Raw genomic sequence first — 19147 nt, forward strand, 5'->3', positions numbered from 1 at the left:
CCTAGCCACAGAACGGCGCACAGCTTCGACCCCCGCTCAATCGAACGGTGACAGCCCGCCATCCTCGTCCAGGTCCGCGCCGGTCTCATCCTCCACCGGAGCGAGGGCGTGGTCGGCCACCTCCTCCCGCGTGCGCACGTCGACGATCTGGGCGCCGGGAAAGTGCGCCAGCACGGCGGCCACCAAAGGATTGGCGCGGATGCCGTCCTCGCGCTGCTCGCGCTGCTCCTTGGCCAGTTCCGCCAGGGTCGGCCCGCCCTCCCGCGAGGACAGCGACACCAGCCAGCGCCGGCCGGTCCATTCCCCGAGCTTGCGGGAGAGATCCTGCACCAAGGTGGCACTGCCCCCCGCGCCGAGCGCGATCTCGATGCGCCCCTCCTCGAAATGCACCGGGCGGGCGTAGGTCTCCACCGCGTGCTTGAGCATGAGATCGCGGTTATGGCTGGCGAGCGTCACTACGTCCTTCAGGCTGGCGAGCTGCGGCCCCGCCGCCACCACCGGCTGGGCCACCACCCGCACCGGCATGGGGTCGGACTGGGTCGCCAGGGCCAGCCGGGCGCCACCGCCCGAGCCGCCCCCGGACGGGCCGGACGACGGCGGCCGGGGCTGGGACGGCGCCGCAGGCGCCGCGCCCGCCGGCTGATCCTTCAATTGCCGCAACGCTTCGTCCGGGGTGGGCAGGTCGGCGGCATAGCCCATGCGCACCAGCACCATTTCGGCGGCCTGGGCGGGCTTGGCCGCCTGCTGCACCTCGGCGATGCCCTTGGACAGCATCTGCCAGGCGCGGGAGAGGATGCGCATGGACAAGGCCTGCGCCATCTCGGTGCCCCGCAGTCGCTCGGCTTCCACCAGAGCGGCGTCGGCGCCGCTGTCGGGCACGATCTTCAGCCGGGTGACCAGATGGGTGAATTCCGCCAGATCGGTGAGGATCACCGCCGGATCGGCGCCGGAATCATATTGGTCGCGGAATTCCGCCAGCGCGCGGGCCATGTCGCCCCGCATCAGCGCGTCGAACAGATCGATCACCCGCGCCCGGTCGGCCAGTCCCAGCAGCCGGCGCACCTCCTCGCCGGTGACCGCGCCGCCGCCATGGGCGATGGCCTGATCCAGCAGCGAGAGCGCATCGCGCACCGAGCCTTCCGCCGCCCGCGACACGATGGACAGCGCCTCAGCCTCCACCGCCACGTCTTCCTTGGCGCAGATGCCCGACAGGTGGCTGGCCAGCACGCCCGCCTCCACCCGCCGCAGGTCGAAGCGCTGGCAGCGGGAGAGCACAGTGACCGGCACCTTGCGGATCTCGGTGGTGGCGAAGATGAATTTCACATGCTCGGGCGGCTCTTCCAGGGTCTTCAGCAGGCCATTGAAGGCCGCGGTGGAGAGCATGTGCACTTCGTCGATGATATAGACCTTGTAGCGCGCCATCACCGGGCGATAGCGCGAGCCTTCGATGATCTCGCGGATGTCGTTGATGGAGGTGTTGGACGCGGCGTCCATCTCCATCACGTCCACATGGCGGGATTCGATGATGTCGCGGCAGTGCTTGCCCATCACCGACAGGTCCAGCGTCGGCCCGCCGCCGCCCTCCATGGGCTCATAATTCAGCGCACGAGCCAGGATGCGGGCGGTGGTGGTCTTGCCCACGCCCCGCACGCCGGTGAGGATATAAGCCTGCGCGATCCGCCCCGAGGTGAAGGCATTGGACAGGGTGCGGACCATCGCCTCCTGGCCGATCAGATCGTCGAAATTCTGCGGCCGGTATTTGCGCGCCAGCACCCGATAGGGCGTGGAGGCGGCAGTGGCGGGAGCCGGAGGAATCGCGGGCGGAGCCAGAACGGGCGGGGCAGCGGCGGGAGCGGCGCTCACCACGGGCGCCATCGCGGGGGCCTCGATCGCAGGCGGCGCAGTTGGCGCGGGAGGCGGCGCCTCGGCACGCGGCGGCGCGACGGCCGGAGGGGCACCAAGGTCGAATGCTGGCATGTCGTCGGGGAGATCGGCGCTCATGGCGCCTTCATAGCATCCCGAACGAGGAATGCGGCAGGGGGATCGGACGGGGAGAGCGACAATCCACCGGCAGCGTCCGCGCCTTCCGCATGAGGACCGGCATCGCCAAAGGCGGTGGCCGGAACGTCCTCAAGACGGTCGCGGCATGTAACCCAGCGCAAAAGCGAAAGGTGGGAGGCTGATCGGCAACCCGAGACGGGCTCGTTGGGGCTGCTTCCTTCCGGACCTGACCCGGTTGGCGAGTGGCTCGTCCACCGCCAACCTCCCATCCCCTATATCGTCCGCTCGCGCGGGTTTGGCAAGCGGGGGCGCGGCCCCTGTGAATGGCTGTGCATAGCGGTGCGCGAAACCGCGCCTCCGAGCCGGGCAATGCGGCGCATCGGCCATCCGCCCACCGCATGCCCTAACGGCAGGAGCGCAAGGACGGCAAGGCCTGCGCGCGATCCCGCCAAGGTTCATAGCTTGCCTCTGTCCGGCGCCCGTGCCACGGTCCCTGGACCTGCTTGCCTCCCTCTCCAGGCCCCATGTTCTCATCCTCCTCTTCCGAACTCGGCCCCTGGCCGGCCCTCGGCTATACCGACAGTCCGCTGGATCGTGCCGCGCTTCGGCGCGGTGAAGCCGCCGCCCTGGCGCAGCAGCCGGATGCGCGCGCCTATCTGCTCGGTGGCGAACTGGTGGTTGCCCGCCCGGTGGCCGGCGCGGACTGGCACGATCCATTGTTCGACATGCCCACCGCGCGGGAGTTGGGCGGCGTATCGCCGCTGTTCCTCGGGCTGGAGAATGGCGCGCCCCGGTTCGGCCTGACCTTTCCGCCGGAAAACCGCGAGCCCCTGGAGGCCAAGGGCCTGTTCGTGAGCGATCTGCGCACCATCGCCGTGGGGAGCATGGTGGCGCCCCGGCATCTGGGGCCGATCGCCTGCGCCAAGGCGCTCGGCGCCTGGCACACCCGCCATGGCTATTGCTCCAACTGTGGCACCCCGACGCGGATGATCGAGGCTGGCTGGCGCCGCGACTGCCCGTCCTGCGGCGGCCAGCATTTTCCCCGCACCGACCCGGTGGTGATCATGCTGACCTATGTGGGCGACCGTTGCCTGCTGGGCCGCCAGCCGCGCTTTGCCCCGGACATGTGGTCGTGCCTGGCCGGCTTCGTCGAGCCCGGCGAGACCATCGAGGACGCGGTGCGGCGCGAAACCCTGGAAGAGGCCGGCATCGCCACCGGGCGCGTCGCCTATCGCCAGACCCAGCCCTGGCCCTTCCCCATGTCGTTGATGATCGGCTGTCTGGCGGAAGCCATCTCCACCGACATCGTGATCGATCCGCTGGAACTGGAAGCCGCCCGCTGGTTCACCCGCGCCGAAGCCGCCGCCATGCTCACCCGCACCCATCCCAGCGGGCTGTTCGTGCCGCCGCCGGTGGCCATCGCCCACCATCTGATCCGCGCCTTCGTGGAAGGCCAGACGGTCTGAGGCCCCGCTTGCGCGGCGGCTTATTCTCGGCACCATTGCACAGTCAAACCACGCGGTTTTGAGCCGCGCAGGCGCAGGGGTCTCCGTGACATCCGAAGGAAAAAGTGGCGCCACGTCTGCGGCGAGGAACACGGGCGGGAGCCTTCGGGGCCGAATCACCCGCGCCCTGCGCCCGCTGCGCCACTTCGTCATCGCGGAGCCCGGCACCGCGCCACGCGCCCGACGGCGCCCGACCAATCTGGTCTATGGCCTGGACGACAAGGTGCCTGCCGGCGCCCTGGTGGCACTGTCCGGCCAGCACGCCATGCTGGCCCTGACCTTCCTGATCTATCCTCTGGTGGCCGCCACCGAGGCGCACCTGCCGGAAACGCAGATCCACGCCATGCTCACCGCCTGCGCCATGTGCATCGGCCTCGCCACGGTGCTGCAATGCGCGCGCTCGCGCTTCGGCAGCGGCTATCTGGCGGTGCATGTGCCCTCCCCCGGCGCCCTGCCCCTGGCCATCCAGGCCCTGGCTTTGGGTGGGGTCGGGCTGATGGCGGCCACCACCTTGCTCATCGGGGTCAGCCAAGTGTTCGTCGCCCGGCTGGTGCGGCCGCTGCGGGTGGTGCTGCCGCCGGAGGTGTGTGGGGTGGCCGTCACCATGCTGGGCGTCTCGCTCGCGGACCCCGCCCTGCGCCGGGCCATGGGCTTGTCCGCCGGCAACCTCACCGTGGCGACCGCGCCGTTGCTGGTGAGCCTGCTCACCGTGGCGCTGATCGTGTCGGTCACGGTGTTCGCGCCCCGGCGCCTGAAACTGTTCGCGGTGCTGATCGGCGCCTCGGCCGGCTGGGCGCTGGCGGCCTATCTGCACCTGGAGCGCCCGGACAGCGCGGCGGTGCTGGCCTCCGCCGCCTGGATCGCGCTGCCGCAGGTGCATCTGCCGTCGCTGGCCATCGAGCCGAGCCTGCTGCCGCTGGCCGCCATCATGATCATGATGAATCTGGTGGACGTGCTCAGCGTCACGGTCTCGCTGGAAAAGATGAACGACGCCGACTGGCGCCGCGCCGACATGCGCGCGGCGGGACGGGCCGTGACCACCTGCGGCATCGCCAATGTGCTCAACGGCCTGACCTCCGGCTTCCAATCCGGCCTGTCATCCTCGGCGGTGGGGTTGGCCTTTGCCACCGGCGCCACGGCCCGGATCATCGGCATCGTCGCCGGATCTTTGATCTTCGCCACCGCCTTCTTTCCCAAGGCGATCATCGCCCTGACGCTCATTCCCTCGCCGGTGATCGGCGGCATCCTGCTCTACACCACCGCCTATCTGCTGGTGGCGGGCATGGAACTGGTGCTCTCCCGCCGGCTCAGCGAGCGGCGGGTGTTCCTGGTGGGATTATCGATCCTGGCGGGGCTGGCGGTGGCCTTGCTGCCCATCAAGGGGCAATTTCCGCTCTGGGCGCAGCCGCTGGTGTCGACGCCCATGAGCGTGTCCGCCTGCACCGCCATCGTGCTCAATCTTTTGTTTCAGATCGGCATTTCGCGCGAAAGCGGGATCAAGGTGGCTTTGGGTGACAACCCCTTCACCACCGCCCGCGACTTTCTGGAGCGCCAGGGCGATCTGTGGGGTGCGCGCCGCGATGTGATCGCCGCCGCCATTCCGGTCACCGCCCAGGCGCTGGAAATGCTGCACGACAACGGCATTGCCGAGGGCGATGTGGAGCTGCGCGCCCGCTTCGACGAGACTCATCTCGACGTCTATCTGCTGTATGATGGCGCCCCCATGGAGGCGCCCAAATCCCGCCCGGCGCCCGAAGCGCTGCTGGGGGACGCCAAGGAGGTGGCCTCGTTCGCCGCCTATATGCTCCAGCGGCTCTCCGACCGAGTCACCTTCGGCCAGACCGGCGGCCGCTCCCGCGTGGCGCTGCGCTTCGACCATTGAAGCGCAGCGCGTGGTGGCGGCGCTCAGCCCTTGGGACCGCGGGTAAAGCGGAACGGGTTGGCCGGATAGACCCCGAGAATGCGCACCTCGCGGGAGAAGAACGAGAGCTCCTCCAGTGCCAGCTTCAGGGCCGGATCGTCCGGGTGGCCATCCACGTCCGCATAGAATTGGGTGGCGGTGAACTCGCCATCCACCTGGTAGGATTCCAGCTTGGTCATGTTCACCCCATTGGTGGCGAACCCGCCCAGCGCCTTGTAGAGCGCCGCCGGCACGTTGCGCACCCGGAACAGGAAGGTGGTCATGACCGGCCCGTTGCCCGCCGCCGCCCAATCCGCCTCGCGCTGGAGAATGACGAAGCGGGTGGTGTTGTGGGCCTCGTCCTCGATATTCTCGGCCAGGATCTCCAGGCCGTAGATCTCCGCCGCCAGGCGCGGGGCGATGGCGGCGCGGGTGATGTCGCCGGCGTCGGCAATCTCGCGAGCGGAACCGGCGGTGTCGCCGCCCACCACCGCGGTGAGGCCCAGGGTGCGAATCGCCTTGCGGCACTGGCCCAGCGCCATCACGTGGCTCTGCACGGTCTTTACCGTGGACAGGCTCGCCCCCTTCACCGCCATCAATTGATGCGACAGCGGCAGGAAGAACTCGCCCACGATCTGCAGCGACGAGCGCGGCATCAAATGGTGGATGTCCGCCACCCGGCCGGCGACCGTATTCTCGATCGGGATCATGGCCAGATCGGCGCTGCCCCCGTCCACCGCCAGGAAGGCATCCTCGAAGGTGGGACAGGGCACCGCCTCATAGGCGGGATAGACCTGCTGGCAGGCGATATGGGAATTGGCGCCCGGTTCGCCCTGAAACACGATGCGGCGGCTCATGCCTGTTCTCCTGATTGGCCCTCGACCGCCAGCAGCGCGCGGGCGCGGGCAAGATGCTCGGTGGTATCCACCCCCAGGGGCACCGCATCCACCACCGCCACGTCGATGCGCATGCCCGCTTCCAGCGCGCGCAATTGCTCCAGCTTCTCGCGCAGTTCCAGCGGCGAGGGTGGTAGCGACACGAACCGCTCCAGCGCGGCCCGGCGATAGGCATAAAGCCCGATGTGGTGATAGAGCGGCCCCTCGCCATACGGCGCGGTGGCGCGGGTGAAATAGAGCGCCCGCAAGCGGTCGGCGGCTATGGGCGTGCCCACAACCTTGACCACATTGGGGTCGGTGCGCTCGTGGGGCTCGGTGATGATCGCGGCCAGGGTGGCGATGTCGGCGTCGGTCTCCGCCAGCGGGGCCAAGGCGGCGCGGATGGTCTGCGGCGCAATGGTGGGCAGGTCGCCCTGCACATTGACCACGATTCGCACCGCGCCATGGGGGTCCAGCACACCCAGCGCCTCGAAGATGCGGTCGGAGCCGGAGGGGTGGTCGGCGCGGGTCATCACCGCCTCGAAGCCGGCGGCGCGGACCGCATCGGCGATCTCCGCGGCGTCGGTGGCCACGGCCACCCGGCCGATGCCGGCCGCCGCGGCGCGGCGCGCCACCTCGACGATCATCGGCCGTCCGCCCACGTCGGCCAAGGGTTTGCCGGGCAGCCGGCTCGCCGCCATGCGGGCTGGAATGAGCACCAGGACTTCGGAACCCGCCATGGGATCGCCGACCTTTGAAAAAGCCGCCGGCAAAAAAGGCGCCGGGGAACGTGGCATTGGGGCGCGCCTTATACGGGTTGCGCCCGCCCAATCAAAGTGATTAGTTCCGATCCGCTGCGCGGGGCTCCGCGTGGAAAACCATGTTTTTCGAACGCGCGTTTGGTTGCGACGTTGAGGGGCTCCGGGGAGCGAAGCGCCGATGGACAGTTTTGAATTGAACAAAATCGCGGGTGCAGTGCTGGGCACCCTGACGCTGACAATCGGCCTCGGCATCGTCTCCGAAATCTTGTTTGCGCCTGAAGCTCCCGCGAAGCCCGGCTATGAGATCGCCGTTCCGGAAGGCCCCACCGAGGCGCAAGCCCCGGCCAAGGCCGCCGATGTGCCGATCGCGCAGCTCCTGCCCACCGCCTCGGTGGAAAAGGGCGCCAATGTCGCCAAGCGCTGCGGCGCTTGCCATAACTTCGTCGAGGGCGCCGGCGCCAAGGTCGGCCCGGATCTCTATGCGGTGGTGGGTCGCAAGAAGGCCAGCGTCGCCGGCTTCTCCTATTCGGCGGCTCTGACCGCCAAAGGCGGGGACTGGACGTTCGACGATCTGAACGCCTTCCTCACCAATCCCAAGGGCTACGTGCCCGGCACCGCCATGGCGTTCGCCGGCATTCCGAAGGAAAGCGAGCGCGCCGACCTGATCGCCTATCTCAACACGCTGTCCCACAGCCCGCTGCCCTTCCCGAAGGAAGCGGCCGCGGCTCCGGCGGACGCCAAGCCGGCGGCAGCTCCGGCCAAGTGATGGCCTGACGTGAGCGCGGCACGAGGGGCGAATCACCCCTGTCGCGACTGACGCTGGCGGGTCTCACGCAATTGTCACACCATGGGCCGGTCCGCGAGGATCGGCCCATTTTCTTATCCGCCGCGGAAAATCGGCTCCGGTCGCGGGGCGCAGGGTGCGTGAACAGCCGCGCCTGCCTTGTTTCTGCCGTCGCGTCAGGGCCGATATGCGGCTATCCCTTACCCGCCCGGTCTGGCGGGTGCGCATACCGGAGTGCCCGATGCATCTGATGGTCCGCAGGCTCGCTGTCGCCGCCGCTTTTCTCGCCTGCGCCGCCCCGGCTCTGGCGCAGCCGGCCCAGGCGCCATTCCGGGCCGCCGCCTCGCTCATGGGCGACCCGAAGTATCCGCCGGACTTCAAGCATTTCGACTATGTGAACCCCAACGCCCCCAAGGGCGGCGTGGTGCGCTTCGGCGCCGATGGCACCTTCGACAGCTTCAATGTGATCATCCCGCGCGGCACGCCGGGCGCCGGCATCACCCTGATCTATGACACCCTGACCACCCAGTCCCGCGACGAGGTCGCCAGCGCTTACGGCCTCATCGCCGAGGGGCTGAGCTATCCTGCCGACTTTTCCTCGGTAACCTATCGCCTGCGCCCGCAGGCCAAATGGCAGGACGGCACCCCCATCACCCCGGACGACGTGGTGTGGTCGTTCGACGTGCTGACCAAGAACAACCCGCAGCAGGCGTTCTATTATCGCCATGTGAAAAGCGCCGCGAAGACCGGCGACAACGAGGTGACCTTCACCTTCGACCAGGGCGGCAATCGCGAATTGCCGCAGATCGTCGGCGAGATGATGGTGCTGCCCAAGCATTGGTGGACCGGCACCGACGGCACCGGCAAGAAGCGCGACATCACCCAGGGCACTCTGGAAGCCCCGCTGGGCTCGGGCGCCTACAAGATCAAGTCCTTCGTCCCCGGCCGCACCATCGCCTATGAGCGGGTGAAGGACTATTGGGGCGCGAGCCTGCCTGTGAACGTGGGCCGGAACAATTTCGACGAGATCCGCTACGAATATTACCGCGACGACACCGTCGAGATCGAAGCCTTCAAGGCCGATCAGTATGACTGGCGGGTAGAGACCTCGGCCAAGAACTGGGCCACCGCCTATGATTTCCCCGCCCGCAAGGAGGGCAAGGTGGTGCTCGAAATGTTCGAGAACCGCGCCTCCGGCATGATGCAGGCCTTCATCCCCAATTTGCGCCGGGCCAAGTTCCAGGATCCGCGGGTGCGCCGGGCGCTGAACTATGCCCTCGATTTCGACGGCATGAACCACACCTTGTTCTTCGACCAATACACCCGCGTCTCCAGCTATTTCTCCGGCACCGAACTGGCCTCCTCCGGGGTGCCCGCCGGCGCCGAGCTGGAGATCCTCAATACGGTGAAGGACAAGGTGCCCGCGGGCGTGTTCACCGCCCCCTACACCAATCCCGACACCCCCTCCGAACAGTCGCGCCGCACCAATCTGCGCCAGGCCGCCGACCTGCTGAAGCAGGCGGGCTGGGAGGTGAAGGGCAAGCAACTGGTCAATGCCAAGGGCGAGGCCTTCACCCTGGAGATCCTGCTGGCCAGCCCGGCCTTCGAGCGCGTGGCGCTGTTCTACAAGCCGGCGCTGGAGCGGCTCGGCATCCAGGTCTCGGTGCGGCTGGTGGACAGTTCGCAATATGTGAACCGGGTGCGGGCGCGCGATTTCGACATGATCATCACCGGCTGGGGCCAGTCGCTCTCGCCCGGCAATGAGCAGCGCGACTATTGGGGCTCGGAGGCCGCCGACCGCGAAGGCTCGCGCAATTTCGGCGGCATCAAGGACCCGGCGGTTGATGCGCTGGTGGACAAGGTGATCTACGCCAGCGACCGCGCCCAACTGGTGGCCGCCACCCACGCCCTCGACCGGGTGCTGCTGTGGAACGATTATGTCATCCCCGCCTGGACGCTGGGCTACACCCGCACCGCCCGCTGGGACCGCTTCGCCCATCCCCCGGTGCTGCCGCAATATTCCTATGAGTTCCCCGACATCTGGTGGTGGGATGCGGACAAGGCCGCCAAGGTCGGAGAGGCGAAATGAGCCACGGCGCGGGGGCTTGCGATCGCCGCACGGTGCTGCGTCTCGCGGCCGGCGGCGGCGCGTTGGCGCTGCTGCCCGGTGCGGCCTTCGCCCAAGGCGCGCCGGCAACGCCCGCCGCTCCGGCAGCCGTCATGCAGGAGCGGCACGGACTCTCCTCCTTCGGGGAGTTGAAATATCGCAAGGATTTCCGGTCGTTCGACTATGTGAACCCGGCCGCGCCCAAGGGCGGGACCTTCTCGCAGATCGGCCCGACCGCCGCCTATAACCAGTCGTTCCAGACCTTCAATTCGCTCAATGGCTATATCCTGCGCGGCGATGCCGCCCAGGGCCTCGCGCTGGTGTTCGACAGCCTGATGGTGCGCGCTGCCGACGAGCCCGATGCGGTCTATGGGCTTCTGGCGTCCGCCGTCGCCATTTCCGACGATGGCCGTACCTATCGCTTCCGCCTGCGCCCGGAAGCCCGTTTCTCCGACGGCTCGCCGCTCACCGCCGAGGATGTGGCCTTCTCGCTCACCACCTTGAAGGCCCAGGGCCATCCGCTCATCCGCCAGGCGCTGCGGGAATTCACCGGCGCGGAGGCGGATGGACCGGGCACCGTGGTGCTGTCCTTCACCGCCCAGCGCCCGCGCGACATTCCCACCTATGCCGCCAGCCTGCCGATCTTCTCCAAGGCCTATTACGCGAAGCACAAGTTCGAGGAGACCACCCTCGATCCGCCGCTGGGCTCGGGGCCCTACAAGGTGGGCCGGTTCGAGGTGGGGCGGTACATTGAATATGATCGGGTGCGGAACTATTGGGCCGCCGATCTGCCGGTGAACCGCGGCCGCTACAATTTCGATACCCTGCGCTTCGAGTATTTCCGCGACCGGGAAGTGGGCTTCGAGGCCTTCAAGGCCCATGCCTATCTGTTCCGCGAGGAATTCACCTCCCGCGCCTGGGCGACCCAATACGACTTTCCCGCGCTCAAGGACGGCCGCGTCAAGCGCGAGGTGTTGCCCGACGAGACCCCGTCGGGCGCGCAGGGCTGGTTCTTCAACACCCGCCGGGCGAAATTCGCCGATCCGCGGGTGCGCGAGGCGGTGGGGCTGGCGTTCGATTTCGAATGGACCAACAAGAACCTCATGTACGGCCAATATGACCGCACGTGGTCGTTCTTCCAGAACTCCGACCTCATGGCCAAGGGCGAGCCCTCCGCCGCCGAACTGAAGCTGCTGGAGCCGTTCCGCGACCAGTTGCCCCCGGACGTGTTCGGCGAGCCCTATGTGCCCCCGGTCAGCGACGGCTCCGGCCAGGACCGAGCCCTGCTGCGCCGCGCCGCCGGCCTGCTCAAGGACGCCGGCTATGTGATCCAGCAGGGCCGGCTGGTGGACGCCAAGGGCGCGCCGCTGCAGATCGAGTTCCTGGACGATGACGGCGGCCTGGAGCGCCACACCTCGCGCTTCATCGGCAATCTCAAGATCCTCGGCATCGACGCCAGCTTCCGGCTGGTGGACCCGGCGCAATATCAGTCCCGGCTGAAGGACTTTGATTTCGACATCGTCACCCGGCGCTATTCGGTCTCGCTCAATCCCGGTGAGGAACTGCGGGCCTATTTCGGCAGCGAGGCCGCGCGCACGCCGGGGGCCAACAATCTGTCGGGCATTTCCAGCAAGGTCATCGACGGCCTGATCGCCGACGCCCTGGCCGCCCAGACCCGGCCGGAACTGGTGACCGCCTGCCACGCCCTGGACCGGGTGCTGCGGGCCGGGCGCTATTGGGTGCCGCACTGGAACAAGGCCTCGTTCTGGATCGCCTATTGGGACGTGTTCTCGCGCCCGCCGGTCAAACCCAAATATGATCGCGGTGCGCTGGATACCTGGTGGCGGACGCAAGGCGTGGCCGATCCCGCATCCGCGCCGGCCCCGGCGCAAAAGGACGGTTGACGCGGCGCGCCCGCATACCGCACGGTCCGGTCGTGTTCTGGAGAGCCGATGCTCGCTTATATCGTTCGCCGCGTGGCCCTGATGGTGCCCACCATCCTCGGCATCATGCTGGTTTCATTCGTGGTGGTGCAGTTCGCGCCCGGCGGGCCCGTCGAGCGCGTCATCGCGCAATTGACCGGCGATGACGTCTCGGCCACTGCCCGCGTCTCCGGTGGCGGCGGCGATTTCGCCGGCGGGGCCGCAGCGCCCGGTGCCGGCGGCGGGGCGGATGCCTCCAAATATCGCGGCGCCCAGGGCCTGGACCCCAATTTCATCAAGGAGCTGGAGAAGCAGTTCGGCTTCGACAAGCCCCCCGCCGAGCGCTTCGCTCTGATGATCTGGAACTATGCCCGGTTCGATTTCGGCCGCTCCTACTTCCGCGACATCTCGGTGCTGAAGCTGATCGGCGAGAAGCTGCCGGTTTCCATCTCGCTCGGCCTCTGGATGACCCTGCTCACCTATGCCATCTCCATCCCCCTGGGCATCTCCAAGGCCATGCGCGACGGCTCGCGCTTTGACGTGTGGACCTCTGCGGTGGTGATCGTGGGCTACGCCATCCCCTCGTTCCTGTTCGCCATCCTCTTGATCATCCTGTTCGCCGGCGGCTCGTTCCTGGACTGGTTCCCGCTGCGCGGGCTGACCTCGGACAATTGGAGCCAGATGTCCTGGCCGGCGCGCATCGCCGATTACGCCTGGCATCTGGTGCTGCCGCTCACCTCCATGGTGCTGGGCGCGTTTGCCACCATGACCCTGCTGACCAAGAATTCGTTCCTGGAAGAGATCCGCAAGCAATATGTCACCACCGCCCGCATGAAGGGCCTGACCGAGCGCAGCGTGCTCTATCGGCACGTGTTCCGGAACGCCATGCTGATCGTCATCGCCGGCTTTCCCAGCGCCTTCATCTCGGCCTTCTTCACCGGCTCGCTGCTGATCGAGACCATCTTCTCTCTGGACGGGCTGGGCCTGCTGGGTTTCGAGAGCGTGCTGAACCGCGACTATCCGGTGGTGTTCGCCACGCTCTACATCTTCTCTTTGGCCGGGCTGCTGATCGGCCTGTTGTCGGATCTCACCTACATGCTGGTGGATCCGCGCATCGATTTCGACACGCGGGAGGTGTGACATGGACACCACCCTGGACACCATCGTCCCCCTGGCCGCGCCTCCCCTGAAGAAGCGCCCGTTCTTCTCGCCGCTGAACCAGCGCCGCATCACCAACTTCCGCCACAACCGGCGGGGCTGGTGGTCGTTCGTGCTGTTCATGGTGATGTTCGTGCTCAGCCTGTTCGCCGAGTTCATCGCCAACGACAAGCCGATCCTGGTGGAATATGACGGCGGCTATTATGTCCCGGTCCTGCGCGCCTATCCCGAAACCCGCTTCGGCGGCGACTTCGAGACCGAGGCGGATTATCGCGACCCCTATCTGCAGAAGCTGATCGCGGAGAAGGGCGGCTGGATGCTCTGGCCGCCGGTGCATTTCAGCTACCACACCCACAATCTCGACCTGCCGACCCCGGCCCCCTCCCCACCCACCTGGATGCTCACGGAAGCGCAGTGCAAGACGGTGGCCGAGCGCAAGGGCGTCAACGGCTGTTCGGGCCTGGAATACAATTGGCTGGGCACCGACGACCAGGGCCGCGACGTGCTGGCCCGGCTGCTCTACGGCTTCCGCATCTCGGTACTGTTCGGCTTGGCCCTGACGCTGATCTCCTCGGTGATCGGCGTCGCCGCCGGCGCGGTGCAGGGCTATTTCGGCGGCTGGGTCGATCTGCTGTCGCAACGCTTCATCGAGATCTGGACCTCGATCCCGGCGCTCTATCTGCTGCTCATCATCTCCTCGGTGCTGGTGCCCGGTTTCTGGGTGCTGCTGGGCATCCTGCTGCTGTTCTCCTGGGTCTCCCTGGTGGGGCTGGTGCGGGCGGAATTCCTGCGGGCGCGCAATTTCGAATATGTGCAGGCCGCCCGCGCCTTGGGCGTGGGCAATTTCACCATCATGCTGCGGCATTTGCTGCCCAATGCCATGGTGGCGACGCTGACCTTCCTGCCCTTCATCCTGTCCTCCTCGGTGATGACCCTGACCGCCTTGGACTTCCTCGGCTTCGGCCTGCCGCCGGGCTCGCCGTCGCTGGGCGAGTTGCTGTCGCAGGGCAAATCCAACATCCAGGCGCCCTGGCTGGGCCTCACCGGCTTCTTCACCGTGGCCCTGATGCTGAGCCTGCTGATCTTCATCGGCGAAGCGGTGCGCGACGCCTTCGATCCCCGCAAGACCTTCGAGTGAGGGAGACAGGCCCCATGACTAGCGCTCCCCTCCTGTCCGTGCAGGATCTTTCCGTCGCCTTTCGCCGGCCCAATGGCGAGGCGCTGGCGGTCAGGCATGTGTCGTTCGACGTCAAGCCCGGCGAGACCGTCGCCCTGGTGGGAGAGAGCGGCTCGGGCAAGTCGGTGACGGCCCTCTCCATCCTGAAATTGCTGCCCTATCCCGCCGCCAGCCACCCCTCGGGCAAGATCATCTTCAAGGGGCGCGACCTGCTCACCGCCTCAGAACGCGAGTTGCGCGCCGTGCGCGGCAATGAAGTCACCATGGTGTTCCAGGAACCCATGAGCTCGCTCAATCCCTTGCACACCATCGACCAGCAGATCGGCGAGATGCTGATCCTGCATCGCGGCCTGTCCGGCGCGGCGGCGCGCACGCGCATTCTGGAATTGCTGCATGAGGTGGGCATTCCCGATCCCGAAAGCCGCATGGGTGCCTATCCGCACCAACTCTCCGGCGGTCAGCGCCAGCGGGTGATGATCGCCATGGCGCTCGCCAATGAGCCGGACCTGCTGATCGCCGACGAACCCACCACCGCGCTGGACGTCACCGTCCAGGCGCAGATCCTGAAGCTTCTCAAGGAGTTGCAGGCCCGCCTCGGCATGGCCATGCTGTTCATCACCCATGATCTGGGCATCGTGCGCAAGATCGCCGACCGGGTCTGCGTGATGCAGAAGGGCGAGATCGTCGAGCAGGGCGGGGCGGAGGAGACTTTCCAGCACCCGCAGCACCCCTATACCCAGGCGCTGCTGAAGGCCGAGCCCAAGCCCGACCCGGCCCCGGCCGCGCCGGACGCCAAGGTGGTGGTGGCGGCCGAAGACCTGAAGGTCCACTTCCCCATCAAGCGCGGCATCCTGCGGCGCACGGTGGGCTATGTGAAGGCGGTGGACGGCATCACCATCGCCATCCATGAAGGGGAAACCCTTGGGGTGGTTGGAGAATCGGGTTCCGGCAAGACCACGCTGGGCCTCGCCTTGCTGCGGCTGATCTCCAGCAAGGGGCCGATCCTGTTCCTCGGCGAGCGGGTGGACGGGCTCGGCTTTGCCGGGCTGCGGCCATTGCGGGCGCATATGCAGATCGTGTTCCAGGACCCGTTCGGGGCGCTCTCGCCGCGCATGTCGATCGCCGACATCGTGGGCGAGGGGTTGCTGGTGCATCAGAAGGCCCTGACCATCGATGAGCGCGAGGCGCGGGTGATCGCGGCGCTGGAGGATGTGGGGCTCGATCCGGACAGCCGCTTCCGCTATCCCCATGAATTCTCAGGCGGACAGCGCCAGCGCATCTCCATCGCCCGGGCCATGGCGCTGGAGCCGTCGTTCGTGGTGCTGGACGAGCCCACTTCGGCGCTGGACATGCTGGTGCAGGCGCAGATCGTCGATCTGCTCCGGGCGCTCCAGCGCAAGAGGTCGCTGACCTATATGTTCATCTCCCATGACCTGCGGGTGGTGTCGGCCCTGGCGAGCCGTATCCTGGTGATGCGCAACGGAAAAATGGTCGAGGAAGGCCCCGCCCGCGAGGTGTTCGAGCATCCGAAGGAGCCCTATACGAAGGCGCTGTTCGCCGCCGCCTTCAATCTCGACACCACCCATGCGGGAGTGACCGCGCAGTGACCAAGCTTCCGCTCGAAGATGCCGTGGCGCGGATCGAAATCCTCAATGACACCTTGATCTATCAAGGGTTTCGCCGGTTTGAATCCTATCGTCTCACGCTGCATACCCCCGGCGCGCCGACCATCAGCCAGACCCGGGAGATCCTGCGGGTGGGCGGGGCGGTGGGGATCGTCGCCATCGACCCGGCCCAGCAGGCCATCGTGCTGCTGCGGCAGTTCCGGCTCACCGCCCACGTGGCCACCGGACGCGGGGAACTCATTGAAATTCCAGCGGGAATGGTCGAGCCGGGCGAAGACCCCGTGGTCACCGCGCGGCGCGAGTGCATCGAGGAGACCGGGCTCGATCCCCATGAGGTCCACCCTTTGTTCACCTGCCTGGTCTCGCCGGGCGCGGTGGACGAACTGGCGCATTTCTTCCTGGCCTTCGTGGACGCCACCGATCTGCCGCAACATACGGGCGCCGCAGGAGAAACCGAGGTCATCCGGCCCTTCCTGGTGCCCTTGGACGAGGCGTTGGCGACCCTGGACAGCGGCGCCCATCTGGCCAATGGCTATCTGCGGATGGGGCTGATGTGGGTGGCGCTGCACCGGGACGAGGTCGCCGAACGGGGGCGGGCCTGGCAGGCCAAGTGGGCGCCGGTCGCGGCGGAATAAACCGGTTTCGCTCCGCAATTCCCCACGACGTCCCCGGTGTCACACGACACGCTGGGTGTGAACGCGGCATGACACGAACCGACACGCGGAAGTAGCACGCCCGGCCTCTTACCTGTGCCACGCAAACCACGATCGCCACCGATCCGGAGGCCCGGCCCGCGCCTCGGCCCGCCACCCGGCCGTGGTCCGGGAACTGTCACCCAAGTGTCACGCTCCGCCCGTAGGGAGCGCGGTGGGATTTGGGGGATTTGCGCACATGATCGGTCTGACGTCGTCCGCCTCGCGGCTTGCCCTGGTTTGCGCGCTCGCCTGCGCGCCGGTTCCGGTGCTGGCGGCCAGCTTCAGCATCACCAGCGGCTCGACCACCACCACGGCGCAGAGCCTGACCGGCACCCAGACCGGCACCATTGCCGCCGGCGGCACGCTGGCCACCACCGCCAGCAGCGTCAGCTTCGGCGTCGGCACCAATCTGGTGCTGACCAATGTGGGCGCCATCACCTCCGGCAACCGGGCGCTGGACACCGTCTCCGGCGTCACCGGCCTGGTCACGGTGAACAACAGCGGCACCATCACCGCCACCGATGACGGCTTCCGCATCAACGGCACCTTCGCCTCGGGCACGCTGCTGCTGACCAATAGCGGCACCATCTCCTCCACCACCGGCCAGGGGCTGGATTTCGACAAGGCCACCGCCACCTCGGCCTCGGTCACCATCAACAATTCCGGCAGCATCCTCGCCAGCGGCTCGGGCGGCTCGGACGCGGTGCGCCTGGGCGGCGGCACCATCGCCCTGACCAATTCCGGCACCATCGCCACCACCACCGCGGGCAAGCGGGCGATCAAGTTCGACAGTGCCAGCAATATCGAGACCCTGACGTCGTTCACCCTCACCAACACCGCCACCGGCCTGATCTCGGGCACGGACGACGCCATCAAGATCGCCGGCAATGCGGGCAGCACCTCGGCGGCGGTGATTGTCATCGACAATGCCGGCACCATCCGCTCCACGGCGGGTGGCCAGGGCATCGATCTGGGCGACCTGGTCTCGCCCAATCTGAAGATCACCATCACCAACCAGTCCACCGGCCTGATCACCGCCTCGGACAATGACGGCATCAAGGCCGGCATGAATACGGTGGTGAACAATTACGGCACCATTTCTTCGAACTACACCACCACCTCGGCGGATGTGCAGAACTTCTCCGCGGTCAAGTTCGACGGCGCCTCCGGAACGGTGCACAATTATGCCGGCGGGGTGATCTCGGGCGCCTATCACGGCATCAAGGCCTCCGGCCTCACCGACAACATCACCGTCATCAACGATGCCGGGGCCAGCATCACCGGCCGCAACGGCTCGGGCGTGAATTCCAACGGCACCGGCTCGGTGCTGAACTATGGCACCATCACCGGCTCGTTCGATGCCGCCGCCAGCTTCGGCGATGGCGACGGCGTGGATATCGACGGCATCGGCACCATCACCAATTACGGCACCATCCAGGCCCTGGGCTCCAAGGGCACCAAGCCGGGCGAGACCAAGCCCAGCACCAGCGAGGGCATCGCCATCGGCGGCGGCACCATCGTCAACGGCTCGGCCAGCGCGCGCACCGCGCTGATCTCCGGCGCCAACAACGGCATATTGGCGGACAACAGCAACAGCGGCGACATCTTCGGCGCGATGAGCGTCACCAATTACGGCACCATCCAGGGCCTGAACGGCTACGGCATCCAGATCGTCAATGCCGCCGGCACTTTCAGCAACACCATCGTCAACTATGGCTCCATCACCGGCACCACCTATGCGGTGGCCATGGGCAATGGCAACGATCTGTTCGTCTATGAGGCCGGCTCCAGCGTCACCGGCGCGGTGATGGCCCAGGGCGGCACTGACACCCTGCGCCTCGGCGAGGTGGCCGGCAGCTTCAACCTCAATCTGCTGGGCAATGCCGCCACCTACCAGGGCTTCGAGTTCCTGGACATCCAGTCCGGCTCGGCCTGGTCGCTCACCGGCACCACCACCTTCTCCGGCAACACCACGGTCACCAGCGCCAGCCTGACCCTCAACAATGCCTCGCTGGCCTCGTCCTTCGTCACGGTCAGCGGCTCCGGGTCGCTGCTGGCGGGCACCGGCACCATCGGCGGCCTGGCGGCGGCGTCCGGCTCCACCATCTCCCCCGGCCTCACCGCCGGCACGCTGGGCACCTTGAACGTGAACGGCGCGGCCAGCTTCGCCAGCGGCTCCACTTATGCGGTGACGGTGAACAGCGCCGGCGCCAGCGACCGCCTCGCGGTCACCGGCAAGACCACGCTGTCCTCCGGCGCGACGGTTTCGGTGCAGGCGCTCTCCGGCAGCTATGGCAATTTCAGCCAGCCTTACACCATCCTCACCTCGGCGGGCGGCGTCTCGGGCACGTTCGGGTCGGTCAGCTCCAACATGGCCTTCCTCACCCCGGTGCTGAGCTATGACGCCAATGACGTCTATCTGGCGCTGAACCGCAATGATGTGAGCTTCGCCAGCGTCACCACCACCGCCAATGCCCGGAATGCCGCCGCTGCGGTGCAGGCGGGCGGCAGCGGCACGGCGCTCTATCAGGCGCTGATCACCGGCACGGTGGCCTCGGCCCAGAGCGCGTTCCAATTGCTCTCCGGCGAGGCCCAGGCCTCGCTCGGCACCACCTTGTTCAGCCAGAACCAGCTCAT

General features: G+C 67.3%; 13 protein-coding genes and 1 other RNA gene. 10 read left to right on the forward strand and 4 right to left on the reverse strand.

What is annotated here, in order from left to right; all coding sequences use genetic code 11:
- Positions 1-36: 36 nt before the first annotated feature.
- Positions 37-2001: a DNA polymerase III subunit gamma/tau gene (locus tag AAG816_RS09735; protein ID WP_341989408.1), complete on the reverse strand. Its 1965-nt coding sequence runs from the start codon at positions 1999-2001 to the stop codon at positions 37-39.
- A 169-nt stretch (positions 2002-2170) separates the two neighbouring features.
- An RNA gene (ffs, locus tag AAG816_RS09740) (signal recognition particle sRNA small type) lies at positions 2171-2268 on the reverse strand.
- A gap of 257 nt (positions 2269-2525) precedes the next feature.
- On the opposite strand from ffs, the gene nudC reads away from it, so the two are divergent.
- Both nudC and AAG816_RS09750 read left to right on the forward strand, forming a co-directional pair.
- On the forward strand, positions 2526-3467 hold the full coding sequence (gene nudC, locus AAG816_RS09745) for an NAD(+) diphosphatase (RefSeq protein ID WP_341989409.1): 942 nt from the start codon (positions 2526-2528) through the stop codon (positions 3465-3467).
- A gap of 85 nt (positions 3468-3552) precedes the next feature.
- On the forward strand, positions 3553-5388 hold the full coding sequence (locus tag AAG816_RS09750; RefSeq protein ID WP_341989410.1) for a solute carrier family 23 protein: 1836 nt from the start codon (positions 3553-3555) through the stop codon (positions 5386-5388).
- A gap of 23 nt (positions 5389-5411) precedes the next feature.
- Here the strand turns inward: AAG816_RS09750 and AAG816_RS09755 are convergent, their stop codons facing one another.
- Complete coding sequence (locus tag AAG816_RS09755; protein ID WP_341989411.1) at positions 5412-6263, reverse strand: prephenate dehydratase; 852 nt, start codon at positions 6261-6263, stop codon at positions 5412-5414.
- Positions 6260-7021: a 3-deoxy-manno-octulosonate cytidylyltransferase gene (locus tag AAG816_RS09760; protein WP_341989412.1), complete on the reverse strand. Its 762-nt coding sequence runs from the start codon at positions 7019-7021 to the stop codon at positions 6260-6262. Before AAG816_RS09760 ends, AAG816_RS09755 begins: the two co-directional genes overlap by 4 nt.
- Before the next feature lie 199 nt (positions 7022-7220).
- Here AAG816_RS09760 and AAG816_RS09765 point away from each other — a divergent pair, with 199 nt between their 5' ends.
- From AAG816_RS09765 to AAG816_RS09800, 8 genes are all read left to right on the forward strand, one after another.
- A complete protein-coding gene (locus tag AAG816_RS09765) occupies positions 7221-7808 on the forward strand; it encodes a cytochrome c family protein (protein ID WP_341989413.1) in 588 nt (195 codons plus the stop codon).
- A gap of 268 nt (positions 7809-8076) precedes the next feature.
- The gene (locus tag AAG816_RS09770; protein ID WP_341989426.1) at positions 8077-9915 is read left to right on the forward strand and encodes an extracellular solute-binding protein; all 1839 of its coding nucleotides are present in this window, start codon (positions 8077-8079) and stop codon (positions 9913-9915) included.
- Positions 9912-11837, forward strand: coding sequence for an extracellular solute-binding protein (locus AAG816_RS09775; RefSeq protein ID WP_341989414.1), 1926 nt, complete (start codon positions 9912-9914; stop codon positions 11835-11837). Before AAG816_RS09770 ends, AAG816_RS09775 begins: the two co-directional genes overlap by 4 nt.
- A 48-nt stretch (positions 11838-11885) precedes the next feature.
- Positions 11886-12995 carry a microcin C ABC transporter permease YejB gene (locus tag AAG816_RS09780; protein ID WP_341989415.1) on the forward strand — a complete coding sequence of 370 codons (1110 nt, stop codon included), beginning with the start codon at positions 11886-11888 and terminating at the stop codon, positions 12993-12995.
- 1 nt (position 12996) lies between these two features.
- Positions 12997-14151, forward strand: coding sequence for an ABC transporter permease (locus tag AAG816_RS09785; RefSeq protein WP_341989416.1), 1155 nt, complete (start codon positions 12997-12999; stop codon positions 14149-14151).
- A gap of 14 nt (positions 14152-14165) precedes the next feature.
- Positions 14166-15797 carry an ABC transporter ATP-binding protein gene (locus AAG816_RS09790; RefSeq protein WP_341989417.1) on the forward strand — a complete coding sequence of 544 codons (1632 nt, stop codon included), beginning with the start codon at positions 14166-14168 and terminating at the stop codon, positions 15795-15797.
- A complete protein-coding gene (locus tag AAG816_RS09795) occupies positions 15794-16450 on the forward strand; it encodes an NUDIX hydrolase (protein ID WP_341989418.1) in 657 nt (218 codons plus the stop codon). The genes AAG816_RS09790 and AAG816_RS09795 overlap by 4 nt, the downstream gene beginning before the upstream one ends.
- Positions 16451-16706: 256 nt before the next feature.
- Positions 16707-19147: autotransporter domain-containing protein (locus AAG816_RS09800; protein ID WP_341989419.1), on the forward strand; the 2441-nt coding region annotated here is incomplete at its 3' end.

Source organism: Azorhizobium sp. AG788, from assembly GCF_943371865.1.
Taxonomy (GTDB): domain Bacteria; phylum Pseudomonadota; class Alphaproteobacteria; order Rhizobiales; family Xanthobacteraceae; genus Azorhizobium.

Bases quoted from the DNA above. Each gene is read 5' to 3' on its own strand.
- AAG816_RS09790 (WP_341989417.1), top strand. From the start codon at position 14,166: ATGACTAGCGCTCCCCTCCTGTCCGTGCAGGATCTTTCCGTCGCCTTT.
- AAG816_RS09780 (WP_341989415.1), top strand. From the start codon at position 11,886: ATGCTCGCTTATATCGTTCGCCGCGTGGCCCTGATGGTGCCCACCATC.
- AAG816_RS09785 (WP_341989416.1), top strand. From the start codon at position 12,997: ATGGACACCACCCTGGACACCATCGTCCCCCTGGCCGCGCCTCCCCTG.
- AAG816_RS09775 (WP_341989414.1), top strand. From the start codon at position 9,912: ATGAGCCACGGCGCGGGGGCTTGCGATCGCCGCACGGTGCTGCGTCTC.
- AAG816_RS09755 (WP_341989411.1), bottom strand. From the start codon at position 6,263: ATGAGCCGCCGCATCGTGTTTCAGGGCGAACCGGGCGCCAATTCCCAT.
- AAG816_RS09760 (WP_341989412.1), bottom strand. From the start codon at position 7,021: ATGGCGGGTTCCGAAGTCCTGGTGCTCATTCCAGCCCGCATGGCGGCG.
- AAG816_RS09770 (WP_341989426.1), top strand. From the start codon at position 8,077: ATGGTCCGCAGGCTCGCTGTCGCCGCCGCTTTTCTCGCCTGCGCCGCC.
- nudC (WP_341989409.1), top strand. From the start codon at position 2,526: ATGTTCTCATCCTCCTCTTCCGAACTCGGCCCCTGGCCGGCCCTCGGC.
- AAG816_RS09765 (WP_341989413.1), top strand. From the start codon at position 7,221: ATGGACAGTTTTGAATTGAACAAAATCGCGGGTGCAGTGCTGGGCACC.
- AAG816_RS09735 (WP_341989408.1), bottom strand. From the start codon at position 2,001: ATGAGCGCCGATCTCCCCGACGACATGCCAGCATTCGACCTTGGTGCC.